At 61.0% G+C, this 24,125-nt stretch carries 26 protein-coding genes; 12 read left to right on the top strand and 14 right to left on the bottom strand.

The annotated features are described in order from the left end of the window. Positions 1-8: 8 nt before the first annotated feature. Both efeB and efeO read left to right on the top strand, forming a co-directional pair. Complete coding sequence (gene efeB / locus ACIPY9_RS12485; protein ID WP_400701103.1) at positions 9-1,319, top strand: iron uptake transporter deferrochelatase/peroxidase subunit; 1,311 nt, start codon at positions 9-11, stop codon at positions 1,317-1,319. A gap of 29 nt (positions 1,320-1,348) precedes the next feature. Then, the gene (gene efeO / locus ACIPY9_RS12480) at positions 1,349-2,173 is read left to right on the top strand and encodes an iron uptake system protein EfeO (protein ID WP_400701100.1); all 825 of its coding nucleotides are present in this window, start codon (positions 1,349-1,351) and stop codon (positions 2,171-2,173) included. A gap of 66 nt (positions 2,174-2,239) precedes the next feature. On the opposite strand, the gene ACIPY9_RS12475 is transcribed toward efeO, so the two are convergent. Both ACIPY9_RS12475 and ACIPY9_RS12470 read right to left on the bottom strand, forming a co-directional pair. After that, positions 2,240-2,908, bottom strand: a complete 669-nt coding sequence (locus tag ACIPY9_RS12475; protein WP_400701097.1) for a polysaccharide lyase family 7 protein — start codon at positions 2,906-2,908, stop codon at positions 2,240-2,242. A 440-nt stretch (positions 2,909-3,348) separates the two neighbouring features. Beyond that, on the bottom strand, positions 3,349-4,695 hold the full coding sequence (locus ACIPY9_RS12470; protein WP_400701094.1) for an HD domain-containing phosphohydrolase: 1,347 nt from the start codon (positions 4,693-4,695) through the stop codon (positions 3,349-3,351). 197 nt (positions 4,696-4,892) lie between these two features. Here ACIPY9_RS12470 and ACIPY9_RS12465 point away from each other — a divergent pair, with 197 nt between their 5' ends. The 8 genes from ACIPY9_RS12465 to ACIPY9_RS12430 all read left to right on the top strand — a co-directional run bounded on the left by ACIPY9_RS12465 (position 4,893) and on the right by ACIPY9_RS12430 (position 13,537). Beyond that, entirely contained in the window at positions 4,893-6,305 is a 1,413-nt protein-coding gene (locus ACIPY9_RS12465; RefSeq protein ID WP_400701091.1) for an ATP-binding protein, read from the top strand. Positions 6,306-6,415: 110 nt separating this feature from the next. Further along, entirely contained in the window at positions 6,416-6,868 is a 453-nt protein-coding gene (locus tag ACIPY9_RS12460) for a MarR family winged helix-turn-helix transcriptional regulator (RefSeq protein WP_400701089.1), read from the top strand. Next, positions 6,865-8,952, top strand: coding sequence for an FUSC family protein (locus ACIPY9_RS12455; protein ID WP_400701086.1), 2,088 nt, complete (start codon positions 6,865-6,867; stop codon positions 8,950-8,952). Before ACIPY9_RS12460 ends, ACIPY9_RS12455 begins: the two co-directional genes overlap by 4 nt. Then, positions 8,949-9,158 (top strand): DUF1656 domain-containing protein, encoded by a 210-nt coding sequence (locus ACIPY9_RS12450; RefSeq protein ID WP_400701083.1) that lies wholly within the window; start codon positions 8,949-8,951, stop codon positions 9,156-9,158. Before ACIPY9_RS12455 ends, ACIPY9_RS12450 begins: the two co-directional genes overlap by 4 nt. After that, complete coding sequence (locus ACIPY9_RS12445) at positions 9,155-10,039, top strand: efflux RND transporter periplasmic adaptor subunit (protein ID WP_400701080.1); 885 nt, start codon at positions 9,155-9,157, stop codon at positions 10,037-10,039. The genes ACIPY9_RS12450 and ACIPY9_RS12445 overlap by 4 nt, the downstream gene beginning before the upstream one ends. Next, positions 10,036-11,448: an efflux transporter outer membrane subunit gene (locus tag ACIPY9_RS12440; RefSeq protein WP_400701077.1), complete on the top strand. Its 1,413-nt coding sequence runs from the start codon at positions 10,036-10,038 to the stop codon at positions 11,446-11,448. Before ACIPY9_RS12445 ends, ACIPY9_RS12440 begins: the two co-directional genes overlap by 4 nt. Positions 11,449-11,601: 153 nt before the next feature. Further along, a complete protein-coding gene (locus tag ACIPY9_RS12435; RefSeq protein WP_400701074.1) occupies positions 11,602-12,435 on the top strand; it encodes an ion transporter in 834 nt (277 codons plus the stop codon). Between the two features lie 103 nt (positions 12,436-12,538). Further along, positions 12,539-13,537, top strand: coding sequence for a sulfate ABC transporter substrate-binding protein (locus tag ACIPY9_RS12430; RefSeq protein ID WP_400701071.1), 999 nt, complete (start codon positions 12,539-12,541; stop codon positions 13,535-13,537). 92 nt (positions 13,538-13,629) lie between these two features. Here ACIPY9_RS12430 and ACIPY9_RS12425 read toward each other — a convergent pair whose 3' ends face one another. From ACIPY9_RS12425 to ccmA, 10 genes are read right to left on the bottom strand one after another with little or no spacing between them, the layout of a single operon-like run. Continuing rightward, positions 13,630-14,031, bottom strand: a complete 402-nt coding sequence (locus ACIPY9_RS12425; protein WP_400701068.1) for a hypothetical protein — start codon at positions 14,029-14,031, stop codon at positions 13,630-13,632. A gap of 10 nt (positions 14,032-14,041) precedes the next feature. Then, complete coding sequence (ccmI, locus tag ACIPY9_RS12420; RefSeq protein WP_400701065.1) at positions 14,042-15,238, bottom strand: c-type cytochrome biogenesis protein CcmI; 1,197 nt, start codon at positions 15,236-15,238, stop codon at positions 14,042-14,044. Beyond that, positions 15,235-15,705: a cytochrome c-type biogenesis protein CcmH gene (locus tag ACIPY9_RS12415; protein ID WP_400701062.1), complete on the bottom strand. Its 471-nt coding sequence runs from the start codon at positions 15,703-15,705 to the stop codon at positions 15,235-15,237. Before ACIPY9_RS12415 ends, ccmI begins: the two co-directional genes overlap by 4 nt. After that, positions 15,702-16,238: a DsbE family thiol:disulfide interchange protein gene (locus ACIPY9_RS12410; protein ID WP_400701059.1), complete on the bottom strand. Its 537-nt coding sequence runs from the start codon at positions 16,236-16,238 to the stop codon at positions 15,702-15,704. Before ACIPY9_RS12410 ends, ACIPY9_RS12415 begins: the two co-directional genes overlap by 4 nt. After that, positions 16,235-18,208 carry a heme lyase CcmF/NrfE family subunit gene (locus tag ACIPY9_RS12405; RefSeq protein ID WP_400701056.1) on the bottom strand — a complete coding sequence of 658 codons (1,974 nt, stop codon included), beginning with the start codon at positions 18,206-18,208 and terminating at the stop codon, positions 16,235-16,237. The genes ACIPY9_RS12410 and ACIPY9_RS12405 overlap by 4 nt, the downstream gene beginning before the upstream one ends. Before the next feature lie 3 nt (positions 18,209-18,211). Next, complete coding sequence (ccmE, locus tag ACIPY9_RS12400) at positions 18,212-18,679, bottom strand: cytochrome c maturation protein CcmE (protein ID WP_400701053.1); 468 nt, start codon at positions 18,677-18,679, stop codon at positions 18,212-18,214. Next, positions 18,676-18,852, bottom strand: coding sequence for a heme exporter protein CcmD (gene ccmD / locus ACIPY9_RS12395; protein WP_400701050.1), 177 nt, complete (start codon positions 18,850-18,852; stop codon positions 18,676-18,678). The genes ccmE and ccmD overlap by 4 nt, the downstream gene beginning before the upstream one ends. After that, complete coding sequence (locus ACIPY9_RS12390) at positions 18,849-19,667, bottom strand: heme ABC transporter permease (RefSeq protein WP_400701047.1); 819 nt, start codon at positions 19,665-19,667, stop codon at positions 18,849-18,851. Before ACIPY9_RS12390 ends, ccmD begins: the two co-directional genes overlap by 4 nt. A 57-nt stretch (positions 19,668-19,724) precedes the next feature. Continuing rightward, a complete protein-coding gene (ccmB, locus tag ACIPY9_RS12385) occupies positions 19,725-20,396 on the bottom strand; it encodes a heme exporter protein CcmB (protein ID WP_400701044.1) in 672 nt (223 codons plus the stop codon). Next, positions 20,393-21,034: a cytochrome c biogenesis heme-transporting ATPase CcmA gene (gene ccmA, locus ACIPY9_RS12380; protein WP_400701041.1), complete on the bottom strand. Its 642-nt coding sequence runs from the start codon at positions 21,032-21,034 to the stop codon at positions 20,393-20,395. Before ccmA ends, ccmB begins: the two co-directional genes overlap by 4 nt. A gap of 189 nt (positions 21,035-21,223) precedes the next feature. On the opposite strand from ccmA, the gene ACIPY9_RS12375 reads away from it, so the two are divergent. Both ACIPY9_RS12375 and ACIPY9_RS12370 read left to right on the top strand, forming a co-directional pair. Beyond that, positions 21,224-22,807, top strand: a complete 1,584-nt coding sequence (locus tag ACIPY9_RS12375; protein WP_400701038.1) for a flagellar hook-length control protein FliK — start codon at positions 21,224-21,226, stop codon at positions 22,805-22,807. Next, the gene (locus ACIPY9_RS12370; protein ID WP_400701035.1) at positions 22,807-23,127 is read left to right on the top strand and encodes an EscU/YscU/HrcU family type III secretion system export apparatus switch protein; all 321 of its coding nucleotides are present in this window, start codon (positions 22,807-22,809) and stop codon (positions 23,125-23,127) included. Before ACIPY9_RS12375 ends, ACIPY9_RS12370 begins: the two co-directional genes overlap by 1 nt. Positions 23,128-23,232: 105 nt before the next feature. Here ACIPY9_RS12370 and ACIPY9_RS12365 read toward each other — a convergent pair whose 3' ends face one another. Next, positions 23,233-23,637, bottom strand: coding sequence for a DUF2802 domain-containing protein (locus ACIPY9_RS12365; RefSeq protein ID WP_400701032.1), 405 nt, complete (start codon positions 23,635-23,637; stop codon positions 23,233-23,235). Next, positions 23,638-24,117, bottom strand: a complete 480-nt coding sequence (locus ACIPY9_RS12360) for a chemotaxis protein CheW (protein WP_122316643.1) — start codon at positions 24,115-24,117, stop codon at positions 23,638-23,640. Positions 24,118-24,125: the final 8 nt, after the last annotated feature.

Below are 24,125 nucleotides of genomic sequence, written 5' to 3'. Positions count from 1 at the left end.
TGAGCATGATGAAAAATCCAGAATCCGATAACGCCCCCCACTCTCTTCAGCGCCGTCGCGTTCTGCTGGGGCTGGGTGCTGCCGGTGCCGCACTGGCCGGCAGCAGCCTGAGCGGCAACGCCCTGGCCGCCGCGCCCGCCCAGGTCACCGAAGCGCCGAACAGTGACAAGACCCAGGATCACAATGCGTTTCACGGCATCCATCAGAACGGCATCGTCAACCCGCGCCCGGCAGCAGGCATGCTGGTGGCCTTCGACGTGCTGGCGGCCGACCGGGACGATCTGGAGCGTCTGTTCCGCACCTTGAACGAGCGTATCGCGTTCCTGATGACCGGCGGCCCGGTGCAGAACATCGACCCGAAACTGCCACCACTGGACTCCGGCATCCTCGGCCCTGTAGTCACGCCGGACAACCTGACCATTACGGTGTCGGTGGGTGATTCCCTGTTCGATGAGCGCTTCGGTCTGACATCGGTCAAACCCAAGCGCCTGAGCCGCATGGTGGGTTTCCCCAACGATGCACTGGAAGCCAGCAGTTGCCATGGCGACCTGAGCCTCCAGTTCTGCTCAAACACCCCGGACACCAACATTCACGCCCTGCGCGATATCGTCAAGAACCTGCCCGACCTGCTGCTGGTGCGCTGGAAGCAGGAAGGCACCGTTCCGGCACAGGCTCCCAAAAAGCCGGGCCAGCCAGCGGAAAGCGCCCGTAACTTCCTGGGCTTCCGTGACGGCTCGGCCAACCCGGATTCCAACAACCAGAAAACCATGAACGAACTGGTCTGGGTCCAGCCCGGCAGCGACGAACCCGCCTGGGCCGCCAACGGCAGCTATCAGGCCGTGCGCATCATTCGCAACTTCGTGGAGCGCTGGGACCGCACGCCCTTGCAGGAACAGGAATCCATCTTTGGCCGCACCAAAAGCACTGGCGCGCCCATGGACGGTAAGGTGGAAAGCGACGTGCCCAACTACGCGGCTGACCCTCACGGCAAGAAGACCCGCCTGGATTCGCACATCCGCCTGGCCAACCCGCGCACCCCGGAAACCCAGCGCAACCTGATCCTGCGCCGCCCGTTCAACTACTCCAACGGCGTCAACAAGAACGGCCAGCTCGACATGGGCCTGCTGTTCATCTGTTACCAGAGTGACCTGGAAAAAGGCTTCATCACTGTGCAGACGCGCCTGAACGGTGAACCGCTGGAGGAATACCTCAAGCCTGTAGGCGGCGGCTATTTCTTCACCCTGCCCGGCGTGACCGACGACAAGGATTTCATTGGTCGTTCGCTCCTGGCAGCTTCCTCAACCACCCGAACCGCATGACCTCCAACCCCCTCACCCGGAAGAGAACCATGAAAAAGACGCCTCTGGCTTTGCTGCTTACCCTTGGCCTGCTTCAGACCCCGCTGGCCGTGTTCGCTGCCACCGCACCGCTGGACCTGGTCGGCCCGGTTTCGGACTACAAGATCTACGTCACCGAAAACATCGACGAACTGGTCAGCCATACCCGGCAATTCACCGAAGCCGTGAAGAAAGGCGACATCGCCACCGCCAAGAAGCTGTATGCACCCACACGTGTCTACTACGAATCCGTAGAGCCGATCGCTGAGCTGTTCAGTGATCTGGATGCGTCCATCGACTCCCGTGTGGACGACCACGAACAAGGCGTTGAAGCCGAAGACTTCACTGGTTTCCATCGACTGGAATATGCCCTGTTCTCGCAGAACACCACCAAAGACCAGGGCCCGATCGCCGACAAGCTGATGGCGGACGTGAACGACCTGCAAACCCGTGTGGCCGAACTGACCTTCCCGCCGGAAAAAGTCGTCGGCGGTGCGGCTGCGCTGCTCGAAGAAGTCGCCGCCACCAAGATCTCCGGCGAAGAAGACCGCTACAGCCATACCGACCTGTATGACTTCCAGGGCAACATCGACGGTGCCAAGAAAATCGTCGACCTGTTCCGTCCGCAGATCGAGAAACAGGACAAGGCCTTCGCCGCCAAGGTCGACAAGAACTTCGCCACCGTGGACAAGATCCTGGCCCGGTACAAGACCAAGGACGGTGGTTTCGAGACCTATGACAAGGTCAAGGAAAACGACCGCAAGGCGCTGGTCGGCCCGGTCAACACCCTGGCCGAAGACCTCTCGACCTTGCGGGGCAAACTGGGGTTGAACTGACACTCATCCGGTAGGAGCGAATTCATTCGCGAAACCATTCGCGAATGAATTCGCTCCTACAGGGGTTCAGGCCTTCTTGTCGTGTGCGATGGTCAGCTTGTAGAAGGTGGCCGCGCCGCCTTCGGTCGTATAGCCGGTGTTGTCCTGGGTATAGACCCCCGCCTTGAAGTACAGCAGCTTGGTGCTCCAGGCACTGTCCAGGCTTGCATACCAGACATGGTCATAGGCATTCACCGTCAGGTTGCCCGCCGGCGTCAGGTGAATGCTGTAGCTGAAACGCTCATTGAGTGGAACGCCCTGGGCCACGATGATGACTTCAATCTCCGCGTCCGGGCTGCGCCGGAATTTGGCGACGATGTTGCCGGTCTGCAATTTCTCCTTGTACTGATACTCGACCTTGAGCAGCGGCTCGTTGCTGCCATAGCAATGGATCTGGCCGATCACGATCTTGCCGGTCGAGGGCACCTGATTGACCGTCAATGCCGCCCGCAGGAAATTATCCGCCTGGGAGTAGGACCAGTTGTTGGCCCGGCCATCAGCGGTGGTCTCCCGAAGCTCGGTGCGGGGGTACTTGGCATTCTCCGTCGTGGAACCTGTGACCGGTGCCCAGAAGAACAACGTGTTCCCTGAGCGGAAATAACCATCCTGATAGCCGCTGACCAGTTCAGGGGTATCGATGGTAATGGCAGGTGTCCCGACAGGTACGGACAAATTCCAGGTGGCGAGGTCGATCATGGGGTTGCTCGCAAGGTGCGCCATGCGCACCGGCAGGATGGCTCTGGAACGGGCGTTGGCACCCGCTGGATTCGTCCTGACTATCGGCTGAATCGTTTCTTTTTTAAACACCGACCAACGGTAAATTGGCGTCAAAATAAAGTCGACACACCCCCAAAGCCATTACTTTGATGCCATTTGTATCCAATATTTGACAAATGGTTTTTTTGCTCTAGGTGGCTGCTGATCGAGAAATGGATCCACATGGATCGCGTCATTTTTTTGAATGGCGATTGCCGAAATGGCCCTTTTTTTGGAAAAAATGCCGACAGACGGTAGTAATTATTTTCATAAAGACGGGCACTTTTCACATTTGAAACGGTCCTCACGACCGCTTGTCGGTATTTTTTACGCAGCCGAACAGCCCCATGGCTCATGTCGAGCCATGGGGTCGGGTGATTTCAAGCCAGGGAAAGGTCGGGTTCGGGCAGGCGGATGAAGATGGTGTAGGCAGCGCCTTCCATGGCCTCGAAGGAAATGAGCTTGTCCACCAGAGGCTCGCTGAGCACCTTGCCAGCATTGAGCAACAGCATGCCGTTATCGGCGTTGAGGTTACGGGCCAGGACCATTCCGGCACTCAGTTCACGGGACTTCACGGCCTTGACCAGCGGGTCGCCCAGGGTAATGTCCGCGCGGTAGGCCGCGCAGGCCTTGATGAAGCCTTCCAGCAGACCGGGGTCATACCAGCGACCGGTGTACTGGCGGATGAACACCAGCGCTTCGTCACTGTTCATCCGCCGGGCAATGATCAACCCGTGCTGCAACTCAATGAAATCCACGGCCAGCTTGAGCAGGCGCGAGCCAAAAGGAATGGCAGCGCCCCGAAGGCGATCGGGGAACCCCGTACCGTCCCAGTGTTCCTGATGATGCAGGATCAGGCGGGCCGCATCGTGCATGGGGTCCAGCGTCATGAGCAACGACTCACTCTGCTTCGGATAGCCCCGATAGCGTTCGCGCTCGACGTGGGACAACTGATCGGCAGGCGTTCCGATCAACCCATCGCTCCAGCCGAGCTTGCCGATATTGTGCAGGGCCGCCGCCATGCCCAGGTCACGCTGGGTGACCTCATCGACGCCGTGAACCCGGCAGTAGGTGCGGACCAGGTCGATGACCTGCCGGTTGGTCTGCTTGTCTGTCGGCAGACGCTGATTGACCAGCAGCGAGAACACTTCGGTCATCGTGGCATAGCTGTGCTTGAGCTCGTCGTACGCCAGATCGAGCATGTCGGCCGTCTGCTGCAACTCGGCAGTACGCGCCTGGACACGCTTCTCCAGCGAAGCATTCAGTGCCTGCAAGGCTTCGTTCTGATCGTGGGTCAGTTGCTCGAGGCGCTGCCGTTCACGATCCGCATGCTGATGGGCCAGGGACTGGCGCAGGGTCAGCAACATGTCGTCATCGTTCCAGGGCTTGCTGATATAGCGGTAAATCCCGCCCTCATTGATCGCCTTGACGATCACGTCCAGGTCCGCATACCCCGTCAGCAGCAGACGCACGGTTTCGGGATACTGAACCTGGATACGCGCCAGAAGCGTTGCGCCATCCATGTGCGGCATGCGGGCATCGCTCATCACCAGGTCGACGGGATGCTGCGCCATGATTTCCAGGGCCTCTTCGCCGCTGGTGGCGCAATGGAGGGTGTAGCCTTGCGTACGAAGCAGACGACGCAGGCTGCTGAGAATCAGCTCCTCGTCGTCGACCAGCAACACGCTTGGCTTGAATGCACTGACTGAAACCGTCTTGTCGTCCATCGCAAGGACCTCGCTCGGCGGTAGTGGCACATTGTTTTATACCTTGTCAGATTATCGACCTTGTCATGAGAATAGTTGAGCCCGAAAAATAGTGGCACTTTGAAACCATTTTTCGATGAGCGAACGACCTCAGCGCTATGCTCAAGGCAACCGGAGACGAGATCTGTCCTCCATTCGACTGGTGCAACAGGTGAGCCATGAAAATCCTGTCCAACCGCCGCATCCTGCTGATCGACAGCACCCCCGCCACTCACGAGGACTTCCGCAAGGCACTGGTCCCGGACAGCAGTGACAACCCGGACCTTTATCTCATCGAAGCAGCCCTGTTCGGCAATGACATGCCGATCGTCCCCAGCCATTACCAGCTCGACTGCGTCTATGACAGCGAAGACGGTCTGCTCAAGGCCCAGCAGGCGCTGGACGAAGACCAGCCCTATGCCCTGGTCTTCGTCGACATGCACCTGGCGGAAGATGTCCGGGTCGTCGAAAAGCTCTGGCAGATCGACCCACGCCTGCAAGTGGTGATCTGTGCCGCGCAGTCCGACTATTCATGGGAAACCCTGATCGACCGTCTGCAAGGCCATGACCGCCTGCTGACCCGGAAAAAGCCCTTCAACGACATTGAAGTCCAGCAACTGGCCCAGGTGCTCACCACCAAATGGGAAATGACCGAGCTGGCCTCGGTGCAGATGGACCGCCTCGAACAACTGGTTGCCCAGCGAACGGAAGAACTGACCCGGACCAGCGAAAAGCTGCAGCATGAAATCGACGAGCGCAAGAACCTGGAAAGCCAGCTGGTGCAGTCCGAAAAGCTGGCTTCGCTCGGGCAACTGGCGGCCGGGGTCGCCCATGAAATCAATAACCCCATCGGCTTCATCTCCTCCAACCTCGGCACCCTGGAAAACTATTTCGCCCAGGTCACGGAAATGCTGCTGGCTTACCGCAATGCCGACAAAGTCCTTCCCGCCAGCCCGGAACGGGATCGGCTGGCCGACCTGCATGAACGTATCGAGCTGGATTACCTGATCGAAGACATTCCGCTCCTGATCCGGGAGTCCAAGGAAGGCATCGACCGGGCCGGCAAGATCGTCAAAGACCTCAAGGCCTTCTCCCGGGCCGACAGCAGCGAGCAATGGCAATGGGCAGACCTGCATCAAGGCATCGACTCGACCCTGAACATCGCGGCCAACGAACTCAAGTACAAGGCTGACGTGATCAAGCGCTATGGCGACCTGCCCCAGGTCGAATGCCTGTCATCGCAGATCAACCAGGTGGTCATGAACCTGCTGGTCAATGCAGCCCAGGCCATCGGCAGTGAACGCGGGCAAATCATCATCAGCACAGGGCAGGAAGGCGAGAATGTCTGGCTGGAAGTGACCGACAACGGCTCAGGCATCGAGCCGCAGATCCTGCAACGCATCTTCGACCCCTTCTTCACCACCAAGCCCGTGGGCAAAGGCACCGGCCTGGGCCTGTCGCTTTCATACGGCATCGTCAAAAAGCATGGCGGGAGCATTTCCGTCAAAAGCGAAATCGGGGTCGGCTCTTCATTCAAGGTCATGCTGCCGATTCATCAGTCCTCAGGACTGGGCACCGCCAGACCGTCCTGACCGCCGGGCGAATTTCAGTTGACGGAAAGACTTTGTTACAGGATATTAGTTAGCAAGCTATTAATATCCTCGCTAACAATATCGTTCCTAACTAAATTCCCGGTTCCTTCATGTCACTCGATTCACTTCACAGAGCCATCAGCAGCGGTCTGGTTGCAGCCTCTCGCCACTGGCGACGCATCTGCCAGACCACGCTGTCCACCTATGGCATCTCCGAAGCCTGTGCAGGGCCGCTCCTGGCCATTGCCCGCCTGGGCGACGGCGTACACCAGGTCAAGGTTGCCCAGGCGGCCGGCATGGAAAGCCCGACACTGGTGCGCCTGCTGGATCAACTCTGCTCGGCCGGAATCGTCTGCCGGACCGAAGACCCGAGCGACCGTCGCGCCAAGTCCCTGAGTCTGACCGACGATGGTCGCACCCTGGCCGGCTCCATCGAAAAGGAACTGGTCCGTCTGCGGGCCAACGTACTCAAGGACATCGCCCCCGCTGACCTTGAAGCCACGTTGCGTGTACTCAACGCCTTCGCAGATGCCGCTCAACACGATCACGCAGGGCAACCATGAACGGTTTCTTCGCAGGTTTTCCGCCCGCCCGCGACTGGTTCTACGGGGTGCGCACGTTCGCCGCTTCCATGCTGGCGCTGTATATCGCCCTGCTCATGGAAATGCCGCGCCCTTACTGGGCCATGGCGACGGTCTACATCGTCTCCAGCCCCTTTGTCGGCCCCACCAGTTCCAAGGCCCTGTACCGGGCCGTCGGCACGCTGGCCGGAGCCGCCGCATCGGTCTTGCTGGTGCCGCTGTTCGTCCAGACACCCTTGCTCCTGGCGGTGGTCATCGGCCTGTGGACCGGTACGCTGCTGTTCCTTTCCCTGCACCTGCGTACCGCCAACAGCTACGCGCTGATGCTCGCGGGTTACACCATGCCGCTGATCTCTCTGCCGGTGATGGACAATCCGCAGGCGGTTTTCGAGATTGCGGTCTCGCGTACCGAAGAAATTTTCCTGGGTATCCTCTGTGCCGCCGTGGTGGGTGCCATGTTCTGGCCGCGCCGCTTGAAGCCGGTGTTCCTGACCACCACCCGGAAATGGTTCAGTGATGCCAGCGCCTACAGTGAACGCTTCCTGGGGCGTAGTGTTCAGGCCGCAGAAGTCGGCGCGCTGCGCAATGCGATGGTAGCCAGTTTCAATTCGCTGGAACTGATCATCAGCCAGTTGAGCCATGAAGGCGCACGCAAGCAGACCGTACGCAACGCCCGGGAATTGCGCGGCCGAATGATTCACCTGCTGCCGGTGATCGATGCTCTGGACGACGCGCTCTGGGCACTGGAGCGGCGCACGCCAGAGCGGCTGGCGAGCCTGTCGCCGTTGCTGGTGGAAACCCGTAACTGGCTGGACAACACCGCCAGAGGGCCGCAACCGGAGCAATGGCAGTTATTGCACCGCGAACTGGAAGGCCTGCAACCCGACTCGGCCCAACTGGATGACCGCGAATACCTGCTGCTCTCCAACGCCCTCTATCGCCTGGGTGAATGGATCGATCTGTGGCAGGACTGCCGCAGCCTGCAACACGCCATCGAGACCGATGATCAGTCCCCCTGGCGGGCGGTCTATCGTCACTGGCGTCTGGGTCGACTCACGCCCTTTCTGGATCGAGGCCTGATGCTGTATTCGGTGGTATCGACGGTGCTGGCGATCATCGTCGCCTCGGTGTTGTGGATTCTGCTGGGCTGGAAAGACGGTGCCGGAGCCGTGGCCCTGGCGGCGGTGTCCTGCAGCTTCTTCGCGGCGATGGACGACCCGGCGCCGCAGATCTACCGGTTCTTCTTCTGGACCTTGCTGTCGGTAGTATTCGCCAGCCTGTACCTGTTCGTGGTGCTGCCCAACCTGCATGATTTCCCGATGCTGGTGTTGGCCTTCGCCGTGCCGTTCATCTGCGTGGGGACGCTGACCGTGCAGCCGCGCTTCTTCCTGGGCACGCTGCTGACCATCGTCAACACGTCGTCGTTCATCAGCATCCAGAGCGCCTACGACGCCGACTTCCTGAACTTCCTCAACTCCAATCTGGCCGGGCCTGCCGGCCTGCTGTTCGCCTTTATCTGGACCCTGGTGTTCCGCCCGTTCGGTGTCGAGCTGGCGCTCAAACGCCTGACCCGCTTCAGCTGGCGCGACATTGTGAGCCTGAGCGAACCCGCCTCGCTGGCCGAACACCGGAAAATGGGCGTGCAAATGCTCGACCGCCTGATGCAGCAGTTACCGCGCCTGACCCTGACGGCTCAGGACACCGGCAGCGCTCTGCGGGAGTTGCGCGTGGCCCTCAACATGCTCGACCTGCTGGCCTACACGCCGCGGGCACCGCTGGTGTCTCAGGCATTGCTGAAAACCGTGATCGATGACGTCGGCCGCTACTTCAAGGACTGCCTCAAGGCCGGTGAGCGTGTACCGACGCCCAAGGGCCTGCTGATGACCATGGACCGGGCGCGCCGCTCGCTGACCGATCAATGGATGGGCCAGGACCCGGCGCGGGTTCACCTGCTGCATGCCCTGAGCGGCTTGCGTCTGGCGCTGTTGCCGGGCGTGGAGATCGTCAGCGTCGCCGGGGAAATGATCGAACAACCGCCCTATGGCATCGATGGAGCACCGTCATGATTGGTGATCTGGATATCAGCGGGATCTTCGTGCCCACCTTCCTGGCGCTGATGGGCATCGCTTACCTGCTGTTTCTCGGGCTGCACGCCGTATTGTCGCGCGCCCACTTCTACCGCCTGGTGTGGCACCGGGCTTTGTTCAACGTAGGTCTATACGCTTTGCTGCTCGGCGCCGTGGATACTCTCAGTCGATACCTGATGACATGAAAAAACCATTACTGACTCTGGGCCGCGTGGTCCTGACCCTGCTCGTTGTGCTGTTCGCCGCCATCGTCGTCTGGCGCATGGTGATGTATTACATGTATGCCCCCTGGACCCGTGACGGCCATATCCGCGCCGACATCATCCAGATCGCACCGGATGTGTCCGGCCTGATCCAGAAGGTCGAGGTCACCGACAACCAGCCGGTCAGCAAGGGCCAGGTGCTGTTCACCATCGACCAGGACCGCTTCCAGCTGGTCTTGCGCCAGGCACAGGCAACCGTTGCCGAACGCCAGGAAACCTGGGAGCAGGCCCGTCGCGAGAACAAGCGCAACCGGGGCCTGGGCAATCTGGTGGCCCGCGAGCAACTGGAAGAAAGCCAGTCCCGCGAAGCCCGCGCCCTGTCGGCCCTCAATGAAGCCAAAGTGGCCGTGGACGCTGCGCAACTGAACCTGGATCGCTCGGTCATCCGCAGCCCCGTGGACGGTTACCTCAACGACCGCGCTCCTCGCCCCCACGAGTTCGTGACCGCAGGCCGCGCCGTACTGTCGGTGGTCGATACCGCCTCATTCCACATCGATGGCTACTTCGAGGAAACCAAGCTGGACGGCATTCATATCGGCCAGCGCGTGGACATTCGCGTGATCGGCGACAACGCCCGCCTGACCGGCCATGTGGTGAGCATCGTCGCTGCCATCGAAGACCGCGACCGTACTAGCGGCTCGAACCTGCTGCCCAACGTCAACCCCGCCTTCAGCTGGGTACGCCTGGCACAACGCATCCCGGTGCGCATTGCCTTTGACGAGGTGCCGGCGGACTTCCGCATGATCGCCGGGCGGACGGCCACGGTGTCGATCATCGACGACCGTCAGGGAGCGGCACAATGAAACACGCCACACACTTGGCCACACTGAGCCTGGGCCTGTTGCTGTCGGCCTGCCAGATGGTCGGCCCGGACTATAAGCTCCCCACAGACAGCGCCATCAATCGCCCGGATCTGCAAGGTGAGCTGGCGGGTCGGTCGGTCAATACCGTCTCGGCTCCGGTGCCCGAACACTGGTGGCGTCTGTACCAGGACCCACGTCTGGATACGCTGGTGCAACAGGCCATGGCCTCCAACGCCGATCTGCGGATTGCCGCCGCCAACCTGCAACGCGCCCGCTACCAGACCGCCGAAGCCCAGGCCGCCGGTGGCTTTACCAACCGCGCAACCGTCGGTGCCCAGCGCCTTCAAGAGTCAGGCGAAGCCTTTCTGCTGGCGGACAAGGTGCCCGTGGCCAATGTCGGTGACGTCGGGATCACCACGTCCTATCAATTCGACCTGTTCGGCACCTTGCAGCGCGGCATCGAAGCGGCCCAGGCCAATGTCGATGCCAGCCAGGCCGCAGCCGATACGGCACGCATTACCCTGGTCGCCGATGTGGTGCGGGCCTATACGCAGATCTGCGCCGCCAATGAAGAGCTGCACATCGCTCAGGAATCGCTGGACCTGCAACAACAGAGCGTGACCCTCAACCAGCGCCTGCGTGATGCCGGGCGTGGCGATGAAACCCAGGTCACCCGCTCGCAGACCCAGTTCAAATCCCTGCGTGCCGAACTGCCACGCTACGAAGCCCTGCGTCAGGCCGGACTGTTCCGCCTGTCGATGCTGCTGGCCAGGCCTGTGGAGCAACTGCCGGCCGGCGTCAGCACCTGTAACGAACTGCCCCATATCGCGCAAGTCATGCCGGTCGGCGATGGTGCCGCCCTGCTCAAGCGCCGCCCCGATGTCAGGCAGGCCGAACGTCACCTGGCCATGGCCACCGCACAGATCGGCGTAGCCACCGGCGAGCTGTACCCGGATATCAGCATCGGCGCGACCATCGGCAGCATCGGCATGCTGGAAAACCTCGGCAAACCGGCCGCCAACCGCTGGGGCTTCGGCCCGTTGCTGAACTGGACCGTACCGTCCAACGGCTCACGCGCCCGCATCCACCAGGCCGAAGCCGCCACCCAGGCTGCACTGGCGCGCTTCGACGGCGTGGTACTCAACGCCATCCGCGAAACCCAGACCGGCCTGGCCCAATACACAGCCCTGCTGGACCGCCGCGATGCGTTGAAAGAAGCCGAGCAATCGGCCCGGGAAGCCGCCGACCAGACCCACCGTTTCTACAAGGCAGGCAGGGCATCGTTCCTGGCGGATCTGCAGGCCACTCGCACCTATACCGACGTCCGCGCCCAGATGGCGGCGGCCAATACACAGGTGGCCATGGGGCAGATCGATCTGTTTCTGGCGCTGGGCGGGGGTTGGCAGTAAGAGCGAATTCATTCGCGAATGTATCCAGACGCAGAAATGCGCCGGATGTACTGGCCTCTTTGCGAATGAATTCGCTCCTGCGCGATTGTGCAAACCTTGCGCTGAAGCGCCCATTCCTCCTAGGCTTGCCCGATCTTTAACCCGGGAAGCACCATGGACACCACCCTCAGCCGCCGCGAGCGGCTGCACCGCATCATTTTCGAGACAGACACCCCTGCCGGACGCCGCTTCGACAAGATCCTGCTGATCGTCATCCTGCTCAGCCTGCTGGTGACCATGGTCGACAGCATAGAGGAGATCCATCGCGACTACTCCACGCTGTTCGCCTATATCGAATGGGGCTTCACGCTGGTGTTCGCCGTCGAGTACATCCTGCGCCTTTACTGCTCGCCAAGGCCGCTGAAGTACGCGTTCAGCTTCTACGGTCTGGTGGACCTGCTGGCCATCGTGCCCGGTGTATTGGCGATCTACTACAGCGATGCCCAGTACCTGCTGATCGTGCGGATCATCCGCATGATGCGTATCTTCCGGGTGCTCAAGCTCAGCCCTTATCTGAAGCAGGCCCACTATCTGGTGGAAGCACTGCGCGGCAGCAAGCAGAAGATCATCGTGTTTCTGGTCAGCGTCTCGACGCTAGTGACAGTGTTCGGCACCCTGATGTATGTGATCGAAGGCCCGCAACATGGCTTCACCAGCATTCCCAAGGGCATTTACTGGGCTATCGTGACCCTGACCACCGTGGGCTTTGGCGATATCGTGCCCAAGACGCCGCTGGGACAGATGGTGTCATCGATCGTCATGATCATCGGTTACTCGATCATTGCCGTACCCACCGGTATATTCACCGCCGAACTGGCCAATGCCATGCGTGGCGAACAGTTGAAACACGACTGCCCGGTCTGCGCGAAAAAGCTCCATGAGCATGGTGCAGCCTTCTGCTCACGGTGCGGCAATCCGCTGTTTCCCAAGGTGGAAAATCCGGCATAAGCAAATACGTTTTTAATCTTTATGAGGCCGATGTTCAGCGGCTATAGTCGCGGCATTACGCCATCAGCCCCATAACAATGACTATCAACTCAAGGAATGCGCAGTGAACAAACTCTTTGCCGCCTCGCTACTGGCCGCGGGCCTGGCCTTCGCCAGCGCCGCACAGGCCGCCCCGACCCTGCTCAACGTTTCCTACGACGTAATGCGTGACTTCTACAAGGACTACAACAGTGCCTTCCAGAAGCACTGGAAAGCCGAGCACAAGGAAGACGTCGCGGTACAGATGTCCTTTGGCGGGTCGAGCAAGCAAGCGCGTTCCGTGATCGATGGCCTGCCGGCCGATGTCATCACCATGAACATGGCCACCGACATCAATGCCCTGGCCGACAATGGCGAACTGGTTCCCAAGGACTGGGTCAGCCGCCTGCCGAACAACAGCGCGCCATTCACCTCCGCCACAGTGTTCATCGTGCGCAAGGGCAACCCCAAAGCCCTGAAAGACTGGCCGGACCTGATCAAGGATGGCGTGGAAGTCATCGTGCCGAACCCGAAAACCTCGGGCAACGGCCGCTACACCTACCTGTCCGCCTGGGGCTACACCCTGAAGAACGGTGGCGATGAAGCCGCCGCCAAAAAATTCGTCGGCCAGTTGTTCAAGCACGTACCGGTGCTCGATACCGGCGGTCGCGGTGCAACCACTACCTTCATGACCAACCAGATCGGCGACGTGCTGGTGACCTTCGAGAACGAAGCGGAAATGATCGCCCGCGAATTCGGCCGCGACCAGTTTGAAGTGGTCTACCCGAGCGTATCCGCCGAAGCCGAGCCACCGGTGAGCGTGGTCGACAAGGTCGTGGACAAGAAGAATTCCCGCGCCCTGGCCGAAGGCTACCTGAAATACCTGTGGTCCCCTGAAGCCCAGGAAATCGCCGCCAACAACTACCTGCGCCCACGCGACCCGGCCGTGCTGGCCAAGTACAAGGATCGCTTCCCGAAAGTCGATTTCCTGTCGGTGGAAAAAACCTTCGGTGACTGGCGCACCGTGCAGAAGACCCACTTCATCGACGGTGGCGTGTTCGATCAGGTCTACTCAGGCAAGTAACACCACACTCCTGCAGGAGCGAATTTATTCGCGAAAGCGGTCTTGAACGGACCTCTTCGCGAATGAGTTCGCTCCTACGCGCGTTCCTTCGATCAGTTACCGAACTGCCGCCCCAGCCCCGCCGGTACGCCACTGGTATCGGTAGCCTGCCATGGCCCGTTCGGGCTGGTGGACCAGCTCCAGCCGTTGTTCCATTGGTAATAGGTGCGCTGGCGGTAGAAGGTGTTGGTCTGGTCTTCCATCACATACACACCCATGCGCGCATCCCAGTGGCTGTTGCCGCCCGGTGGCGGGGCGAAGCTGGCGGAGGTTTTCGGCGCGGGTGCCGGGGCCTTGGGTGGCGTTTTCTGGGGGGTGGACCGTGGGCTGCCGGGTTGCTGGCTTCCGGGCAGTGACTGGATGGGTTCCTGGCCGTGGGGTTCGGGTGGTTTGACCGCACAGGCACTCAAACCCAGGACCAGACCCAATAAGGTAATGCGTGCCGTGCGGTACATAAGCGATTCTCTATTTATCTGGACTGTCGATGGTTAACGCCTGCTGCGCCGTATTGCTACTGGCCAGTGGCTGACTGCGGCCAACCCACTCACCCGTGGTCGGCTGCCCGGCACGGGACACCCGTGCAACCAGTTGGACTTGCGCAAAGTTCGACAGTTTCAGTTGCGGCATCATTGCGTCGGAATCGCCCAGCTCAACCTGCGCGGGCAAGTCGGCCACGGTGATGCGTTTGACCGCCAGTGGTGCCGGCGGACCGCTCACCGCACGGGCGAAAATGAACACGCTGTCGGTCGGCTGCACATTGGCCTTGAGCGCGGGCGCCAGATCGACACGCACCTTCAGGCGCGCCGCTTCGGCAGGCGCGGCAACCGGCTGGGTCGCGCGCCCTCCCAGGTTGTCCCGGGCACGGGCTATGCCGCCTTCCAGTGCCGATCGGGACGGGTCCTGCTCAGGCAATACCGCCAGCAGGCGAGTCCAGTAATCCACGGCCATCTGGTAGCGTTCGCTTTCAAACGCGGCGATACCCAGCAGCCCGAGGCTGGTGACCTCTTTCGGGTCGGCCTTGAGTGCTTCGTCCGTCAGGGCCTGGACCTGAGGCGTGAATTGTTTGTCGCTGCCGAAATACAGGGCCTGCGCCCATTGCCCCAGCAGTTCGGGCTGGCGTCCGGCCAGCGCCACGGCGCGCTCGAACATCTTCGCAGCATCCCCCGGACGCTCCTGAGCCATGTAGCTGCGCGCCAGAAAGTAAAAACCTTCGGCCGAGTCCGGCTGGGCCTGTACGGTACGCTCCAGACGCTGAGTCATGTCCGCCAGCGAGGTGGGCGGTCTTGCAAACTCACGGGCCAGCTCGACCTTGTCGCTGGCTCCGTAATGCAGGTACAGCCCCATGCCCAGCACCGGCACCAGGACCGCTGCCAGTATCGGCAGGGTCTTGCCCAGACGCGAGTGACGCACCGGCCCGGCACCCTCGGTATCGGCCAACAGCTCCCGCGCCGCTTCGGCACGCCCGCTCTGCATCTGCTCGGCGGAGAGCATGCCCTCCTCCTGCTGGCCTTGCAGTTCAGCCACACGCTCCTGATACAACGCGACGTTGAGGGCAGTGCGATCCTCTTCCTGCTGTGCGTGACGCTCGCGCAGGACCGGGATCAACAAGAAACTCAGGGCCGCCAGCAACAGCAGGCCGGTTGCCATCCAGAAATCGATCATTCTCGGTTTTTATCCAACAGATGGGCGAGGCGCTCACGCTCCTCGTCGGAAAGAACATCAGCCTCTGAACGACGCTCACCGCGACGACGACCGACAATCACACCAATCACTACCAGCCCACCGATCAACAGCACAGCCGGGCCGAACCAGAGCAGCCAGGTACGCGAACTCAGTTGCGGGTTGTAACGCACGAACTCGCCATAACGGTCGACCATGAAGTCGATGATCTGCTGATTGCTCTGGCCTTCGCCGAGCATGCGGTAGATTTCCTTGCGCAGGTCGGCGGCAATCGGGGCATTGGAGTCCGCGAGGTCCTGGTTCTGGCATTTGGGGCAGCGCAGTTCCTTGGTCAGTTCGCTGTAACGGGCACGCTCGGCCTCGTCACGAAACTGATAGGCATCGATGGCCGCCTGGGCAAAACCGGCCAGACCAAGGCTCAGGACTGCGGCAGTCAACCAGCGCTTCATGGCCTGGCCTCGTCAACCAGTGCCTGATACAGGCCAGCCAGTTTTTCCCGCCAGACGGTTTCGTCGATCACGCCGACATACTTGTGGCGAATGATGCCCTTGCTGTCGATCAGGAAGGTTTCCGGCGCGCCGTAGACGCCCAGGTTCATGCCCAGGGAGCCGGCTTCATCGCGAATGTTCAACTGGTAGGGGTCGTGAAAGTCCTTGAGCCACTTGATGGCATCGGCGTTCACATCCTTGTAGTTGATGCCGTAAATCACCACGCCCTGCTGCATCAACTTGTTGAGCACCGGATGCTCCACGCGACAGGCCACACACCAGGTACCCCACACATTCACCAGCGCCGGTTTGCCCAGCAGGTCGGCGCGGGTCAGGACCTTGTCGCTCTCGACCTGTGGCAGGGAGAACTCCGGAAACGGCTTGTCGATCAGGGCCGATGGCAGTTCGGCCGGGTCCAGGTACAGGCCGCGGTAGAGAAACACTGCGACCACCAGAAAGATTGCCAGTGGCAGAACCATGATCCAACGCTTCATACCGCCGCTCCCGCCATGCCCAATGCTTCACTCACCTTACCCTTGACCTTGAGCCGGTAACGCCGGTCCATGGCCGCCAGCACGCCACCCAACCCGGTCAGCAGACCACCGAACCAGATCCAGCGCACGAACGGCTTGACATGCACCCGCACCGCCCAGGCACCATTGCCCAGCGGCTCGCCCAGGGCGACATACAGGTCACGGGTTACACCCGCGTCGATACCGGCTTCGGTCATCATCGATTGCTGCACGCTGTAGAGGCGTTTTTCCGGGTGCAGTACGGAGATGACCTTGCCGTCGAGCATCACCCGGACAGTGCCGCGATCCGAGGTGAAGTTCGGACCTTCATAGTGGCGGGCTCCCTCGAAAACGAACTGATAGCCACCCAGCTCGGTGGATTCGCCGGGGGCCAGACGCAGGTCGCGCTCGGCGCTGTTCTGGCTCGACAGCACAACGCCCAGGGCACAGACCGCAATGCCGACGTGCGCCAGCTGCATGCCCCAGTAGCTGCGGCTCAGACCGCGAGCGCCCTTGAGCAGGCCCTTGTGGCGCGTCTTGTCCAGCAGGTCGCGAACACCGGCCAGCAGCACCCAGGCCGCCAGCGCGCAGGTGGCCAGCACGGCCCAGTGGAAATCATCCAGTGCAAGACCGGCGATGACGGCCAGTACCGCACTGCCAATCAGCACCGGGGTCAGCATGCCCAACAGCCATTTGAAGGGGGTGTCCTTCCAGCGCACCAGTACACCGACCGCCATCACCACCATCAGCAACCCCATCAAGGGCACGAACAGCGCATTGAAATACGGCGGGCCGACCGACATCTTCGCGCCGCTCACGGCATCGAGCACCAGAGGATACAAAGTGCCGAGCAGGATCATGGACGCAGCAACGACCAGCACCAGGTTATTGCCCAGCAGCAGAGTCTCCCGCGACCACAGGCCGAAGCCCACATGGCTTTTCACCACCGGCGCACGGATGGCGAACAGTGTCAGCGAACCGCCTACCACCGCCAGCAGGAACATCAGGATGAACACGCCGCGAGCCGGGTCGGACGCAAAGGCATGCACGGAGGTCAATACGCCGGAGCGCACCAGGAAGGTTCCCAGCAGGCTCAGGGAAAACGCCGCAATGGCCAGCAGCACGGTCCAGCTCTTGAAGACTCCGCGCTTTTCTGTAACGGCCAGCGAATGCAGCAACGCCGTGCCCACCAGCCAAGGCATGAAGGAGGCGTTCTCGACCGGGTCCCAGAACCACCAGCCGCCCCAGCCCAGTTCGTAGTAGGCCCACCAGGACCCCAGGGTGATGCCGATCCCCAGAAACGACCAGGCCACGATGGTCCAGGGCCGCGACCAGCGCGCCCAGGCCGCATCCAGACGTCCACCGAGCAAGGCAGCGATGGCAAAGGCGAAGGCCACCGAAAACCCGACATACCCCATGTAGAGCATCGGCGGATGCACGATCAGGCCAATGTCCTGCAACAGCGGGTTGAGGTCGCGACCATTGGCCGGGATTTGCGGCAGGATGCGCGTGAAGGGGTTGGAGGTCAGGATCAGGAACGACAGAAAGCCGACGCTGATCATGCCCATCACGGACAGCACACGCGCCAGCATGACCTGCGGCAACTGGCGGGAGAACACCGAAACGGCAAAGGTCCAGCCTCCCAGAATCAAGGCCCAGAGCAGCAACGAGCCTTCATGGGCGCCCCACACCGCGCTGAACTTGTAATACCAGGGCAAGGCGCTGTTGGAGTTCTGCGCAACGTATTCGACCGAGAAGTCATCGGTCATGAAGGCATAGGTCAGGCAACCGAACGCAAAAGCCAGGAAGCTGAATTGCCCCCAGGCCGCCGGACGCGCCAGGCCCATCCAGAGCCGGTCGCCTCGCCAGGCCCCCATCAGCGGCACGACGGCCTGCACGATGGCCAGGCATAGCGCCAGAATCATGGCCAGATGGCCGAGTTCAGGAATCATGGATCAACCCTGTTTCGATGGTGTGGAAGACGGAGCCGGAGCGGCCTGACCGCTCTCCTTGAGGGCCTTGGTGACTTCAGGCGGCATGTACTTCTCGTCATGCTTGGCCAGCACCTCATCGGCCACCACCACGCCGTCGGCGTTGAGCTTGCCCAGTGCGACAATGCCCTGCCCTTCACGGAACAGGTCCGGCAGGATGCCACGATAGGTGATGGTCACGGACTTGCTGAAATCGGTGACCACGAACCGGACATCCAGAGAGTCGGCCGAACGTTGCAGGGAGCCTTGCGCGACCATGCCGCCCGCCCGGATACGGGTATCCAGCGGCGCTTCGCCGTTGGCGATCTGGGTCGGGGTGTAGAACAGGTTGATGTTTTCCTTCAGGGCGCTCAGGGCCAGGGCCAGGGCAATGCCGACTCCGGCCAGTATCCCCAGGATGATCAACAGACGCTTCTTGCGCAGCGGATTCACTTCTTGCTCTCCCAGCGCAGACGACGCGCCTCTTGTTGCAGGTAACGCCGGCGGGCCAGCAATGGCAGCGCCACATTGATCATCAGCACGAACAGGCAGATCGCGTAAGCCGACCAGACGAACAGGCCATGACGGCCCATGGCCAGAAAATCACTGAATGACTCGAAACTCACTGTGCGCCTCCACGGTTCGAAGATGAGCGGTCTGCCGGTGGCTGGCCGAGACTGTCGAGGATTTCGGCCTTGACCCAGCTGGTACGCGATTCGCGCTTGAGCACTTCAAGTCGCATGCGCAACAACAGGACCGCACCGAAGAAGCAGTAGAACCCCAGGGCCGAGAACAGCAGTGGCAGCCACATTTCGGCGGGCATGGCCGGTTTTTCCGTCAGGCTGAAGGTCGCCCCTTGATGCAGGGTGTTCCACCACTCCACCGAATATTTGATGATCGGGATATTCACGACCCCGACAATCGCCAGTACGGCACAAGCCTTGGCAGCGCTGTCGCGATTGGTGATGGCGTTGCCCAGGGCAATCAGGCCCAGGTACAGGAACAGCAGGATCAACATGGAGGTCAGGCGCGCATCCCACACCCACCAGGAACCCCAGGTCGGCTTGCCCCAGATGGCTCCGGTCACCAGCGCCACGGCCGTCATCCAGGCCCCGATGGGGGCTGCGCTTTGCAGTGCGACATCGGCCAGTTTCATCTTCCAGACCAGACCGACCACACCGCACACGGCCAGCATCACATAGCAGGACTGCGCCAGCATGGCAGCCGGCACATGGATATAAATGATGCGGAAGCTATTGCCCTGCTGGTAATCCGGTGGCGCGAACGCCAGCCCCCAGACCAGGCCTATGCCGATCAGCAGCACCGCGGCGATGCTTAACCAGGGCAACAGGCGCCCACTGATGCCATAGAACCATTTCGGGGAGCCAAGCTTGTGGAACCAGGCCCAACTGATGCTGCTTTTCATCACGCTGCTTTTCATCACGGTGCATCCCGGGTTTTTACTGATGACCGACAGTGGCCGGCCTCAGAACCTCAATTATTCGCCGACGCTGATCTTCAGGCCAGCCGCTATTGCAAAGGGTGTCAGGGTTACAGCCAGAGCGGTCAGACTGCCCAGCCAGAGCAGGTAACCGGTGGCGGGCATGCCTTGCAGGGCCGCATCGAGTGCGCCGCTGCCCAGAATCAGTACGGGGATATACAGCGGCAGAATCAGCAGGGCCAATAACAGGCCGCCACGCTTCAAACCCACTGTCAGTGCGGCACCGACAGCGCCCAGCAGACTCAATACGGGTGTTCCCAACAACAGGGAAAACAGCAGGACCGGCAGGCACTGTGCAGGCAGACCGAGCATGAGCGCCAGCAACGGTGCCAACAATACCAGCGCCAGCCCGGAAAACATCCAGTGTGCCAGTACCTTGGCGAGGACAAGAAGCGCCAGAGGATGTGGCGAAAGGACCCACTGCTCCAGCGAGCCGTCCTCGAAATCGCTGCGGAACAGGCCGTCCAGCGAGAGCAGGACCGACAGGAGAGCGGCGACCCAGACCAGCCCTGGCGACAAGGTTTGCAACAATTGAGTCTGCGGGCCGACCGCCAGGGGGAACAATGCAATCACGATAGCGAAAAAAACCAGTGGATTGAGCAACTCCGCCGGACGGCGCACCAGCAGACGCGCTTCGCGGGCGAGCAACAGGGTAAAGACATTGCTCATACCGACCACTGCCCCAGATCAATGTCCCGATACCCCGTCGGTATGTGGCTCAAGGTGTGATGGGTGGTCATGACGATCATTCCGCCTTGCTCACAATGTCCGGCCAGATGGTTTTCCAGTTGTGCGACACCCTGCTTGTCCAGTGCGGTGAACGGCTCGTCGAGAATCCAGATCGGCGGAGCAGGCAGATACAGACGGGCCAGGGCCACGCGACGCTGCTGTCCGGCGGACAGGGTATGACACGGCACATCCTCGAAGCCCTGCAAACCGACGGCCTCCAACGCTGCCCAGATGTCCGCGGCCTGTACCGGTTGATGCAGGGCACAGAGCCAGGCCAGGTTTTCTGCCGGGGTCAGCAGATCCTTGATGCCCGCGGCATGCCCGATCCACAGCAGGTTGCGCGCCAGTTCGGCGCGTTGCGTCTCAAGGGGCTGACCATTGAGGCGGACCTCACCCGCAGTGGGCTGCATCAATCCGGACAGCAGCCTCAACAGGCTGGTCTTGCCACTGCCATTGGGCCCGCTGATCTGCACCATATCGCCCGCCTCGAGGCGCAGGTCGAAATGCTCGAACAGCATCCGCCAGTCACGCTCGCAAGAGAGACTGAGGGTTTCCAGAAGAGGAGTCACAGGGGTCATCGATGGCTTCCAGCACAGCATTGACGTCTCGAGAGACAACACACAGGGCACAAACAGAGAACGTGAGGGTTCAAGTCGTCATTGAAACGGCCGTTACATTGGTGCAACTTCAATACCGGGCCGCATGAGGCCGGCATTATACATGTGTGTCCTGATACCAAGAGGGCAACTTCCACAGGTCGAGACTCAATGACAGGTGATATCACCAGCGTTCCTGCCGCCACACCTCCTACAGCCCTGTTGAAGGCGGGAATTACTCAGGCACAAGTCCTGACCCTGCTGCAGGCGGCAGACAATCTGGTGCCCGAAGGCGAAACCGCCGAAGCCCAGGTGCTGACCCTCAAACAGGTCAACCAGCAATTCCAGTTGCTTGTCAGGCTGATGCTCAGCAATGGCAGCCAGACCAACCTGCCCGTCAGCAGCAGCCTGCCCTTCACGCCCGGTACCACCCTGCAAGTGGCACAAGCTTCGCCCAATGAACTGACGCTAACCTTGCAGCAGATCAACAATGCGTTGAAAAACTCGCAAACCAGCCTCGATCTTAAACAATTACCGGTAGGTACCTTGTTACAAGGCAAGGTCATGACCAGCCAGCTGGCTGGCCAGGCGCTCGCAGGCGCGCAGCAGAATTTCCGCTCCATCGTCATGCTGCTCAATACAGCCCAGGCGGGCACCAGCCTGACGATTGACAGCCCTCAGCCCTTGACGGTGGGCAGCCTGCTCAGCGCTCAGGTGCAGGGTAACCAGTCCCTGAGCTTCGTCCCCCTCCCCGGCCGCCTCGATCAACTGGCCGTGGCGCAGCAACTGGCCACCCAGCAGAATCGCCAGGGCTCGCTGGAGAACCTGATTGCCGCCCTGCAGAACCTGCCACGCTCAAACCCTGCGATGTCAGCGCCCTTGCAGGCCAGTATCAATCAGTTGCTGGCCAGCATTCCCGATATCGAGCAGATGACGCAGCCGGGCAATGTCTCCCAGGCCCTCAATGCCAGCGGCATGTTCATGGAAGCCAAATTGTTGGCGGGCCTGAGTCCGATGCAGTTGCCGGACATGAAAGCTAACCTGATGCGCCTGATTGCACAGATATTGCCCCAACTGCCCAACACGGCGTCCTACAATGCCGCCGCCGCGTCCAACATGCTGACGCAGGTCATTCCCAGCACCATTCGCAATGCCCTGGGCACCCTTGGTCTGGTGGCGCCGCGTCCGCAGCCGAGCAGCTTTCCTCTGCCGTCCCGCGATGTCAGTGGCGGCGAGAAAGACGACCTGGAAATCCTTCTCAAGCTTGCGGCAGCGGCCGTTTCCCGCCTGCAAAGCCATCAACTGGGTGGCCTGGAACAGACCCGCACCACGGCAGACGGCACCCAGGTCACCACCTGGCAGATGGAAGTGCCCATGCGCAATGCCCATGACATCGTCCCTTTGCAGGTCAAGATCCAGCGGGAAGACAAGCCGGAGCATGACAACACTGACGACCCGCAAGACGTCGAACCCAAGAGCCCTCGGGAAAAACTCTGGAAAATCGACCTGGCCTTCGACCTGGAACCCCTGGGGCCGCTGCAAGTCCACGCGCAATTGATTCGCGGCACACTGTCCAGCCACCTCTGGGCCGAACGCCCCGGCAGCGCCACCCTGATCAGTCAGGAGCTGGGCTATCTGCGCGAACGCCTGATTGCATGCGGCCTGGCCGTGGGCGAACTGGCCTGCAGCCATGGAGCGCCCCCCCAGGGCCCGCGCACTTCACTGGAACAACGCTGGATCGACGAGAACGCCTGATGACTCAACCCGACCACACGCCTCGTCAGGCCATCGCCCTGACCTACGACGGCCAGAAAGCCCCGACCCTGAGCGCCAAGGGCGACGATCAACTGGCCGAAGCCATTCTGGCGCTGGCCAGAGAGCACGAAGTGCCGATCTATGAAAACGCCGAGCTGGTCAAGTTACTGGCGCGCATGGAACTGGGCGACAGCATTCCCGAGCCGCTGTATCGCACCATTGCGGAAATCATCGCGTTTGCCTGGCACCTGAGGGGCAAGTTCCCGGCAGGTCAGGACCCGAACGCGCCGCCGATCGAGCGGGATATCACACCCAGATAAAAGCAACCGCAGGAGCGAATTCATTCGCGAAGCAGTCATTCCAGCCCATAAATCCTTACTGGCTGGAATATCGTTTTCGCGAATGAATTCGCTCCTGCGGGGCGGTTATTGATCTGCGGAGTTGCGGTGCAACTTGCTCATCAATTGCGCTTCAGCCTGGGTCAGGCCGCAGGATTGAGTCAGCTCATCGACGCTTGCCCCCATGCCGACCAGACGTGCAGCCTGGGCGAAGGAGAGCGTGGAGGGATCGCGCTGTTCAAGCGCCGTGAGCCGGTCAGGCATGGGTGAAACGAGCGCACGCAACTCGTGCAGGTCTTCCCCCATGCGGACCGTGCCATTCTGAAAGGTGTCCACGCGCCTGGCCAACTCTCGAATCTTCTGGTCCCGCAAGGCACTGGCCTCGTCGCGGGCAGCATCCAGAGCACGCTGCCGCTTGGTATGAGCCAGGAACATTCCCAGGGTCACGACCCAGAGAATGCCCAGGAAGACGACGGCTACCTCAAGAATCAATCAGATGTTCTCCAGCTCGGACCACTCTTCTTCGGACATCATCTTGTCCAGCTCGACCAGAATCAGCAGCTCGCCGTTCTTGTTGCAGACGCCCTGAATGAACTTGGCCGTTTCGTCGTTGCCGACGTTCGGTGCGGTCTCGACTTCGGACTGACGCAGGTAAACCACTTCAGCCACGCTGTCGACCAGGATGCCGACGACCTGTTTATCGGCCTCGATGATCACGATACGGGTATTGTCGCTGACTTCGACCGGAGCCAGACCGAAGCGCTGGCGGGTGTCGATGACGGTCACGACATTACCGCGCAGGTTGATGATGCCCAGCACATAGCTTGGCGCACCCGGCACAGGAGCGATTTCCGTGTAGCGCAAGACTTCCTGAACCTGCATGACGTTGATGCCATACGACTCATTGTCCAGGCGGAAGGTCACCCACTGCAGGATAGGATCTTCGGAACCTTGTGCAGACGACTTATTCATACCCCTAA

Origin of the sequence: Pseudomonas sp. NPDC089734 (assembly GCF_044748865.1) — a bacterium.
Classification (GTDB): domain Bacteria; phylum Pseudomonadota; class Gammaproteobacteria; order Pseudomonadales; family Pseudomonadaceae; genus Aquipseudomonas.
This window is presented reverse-complemented; position numbering and strand designations above follow the sequence as displayed.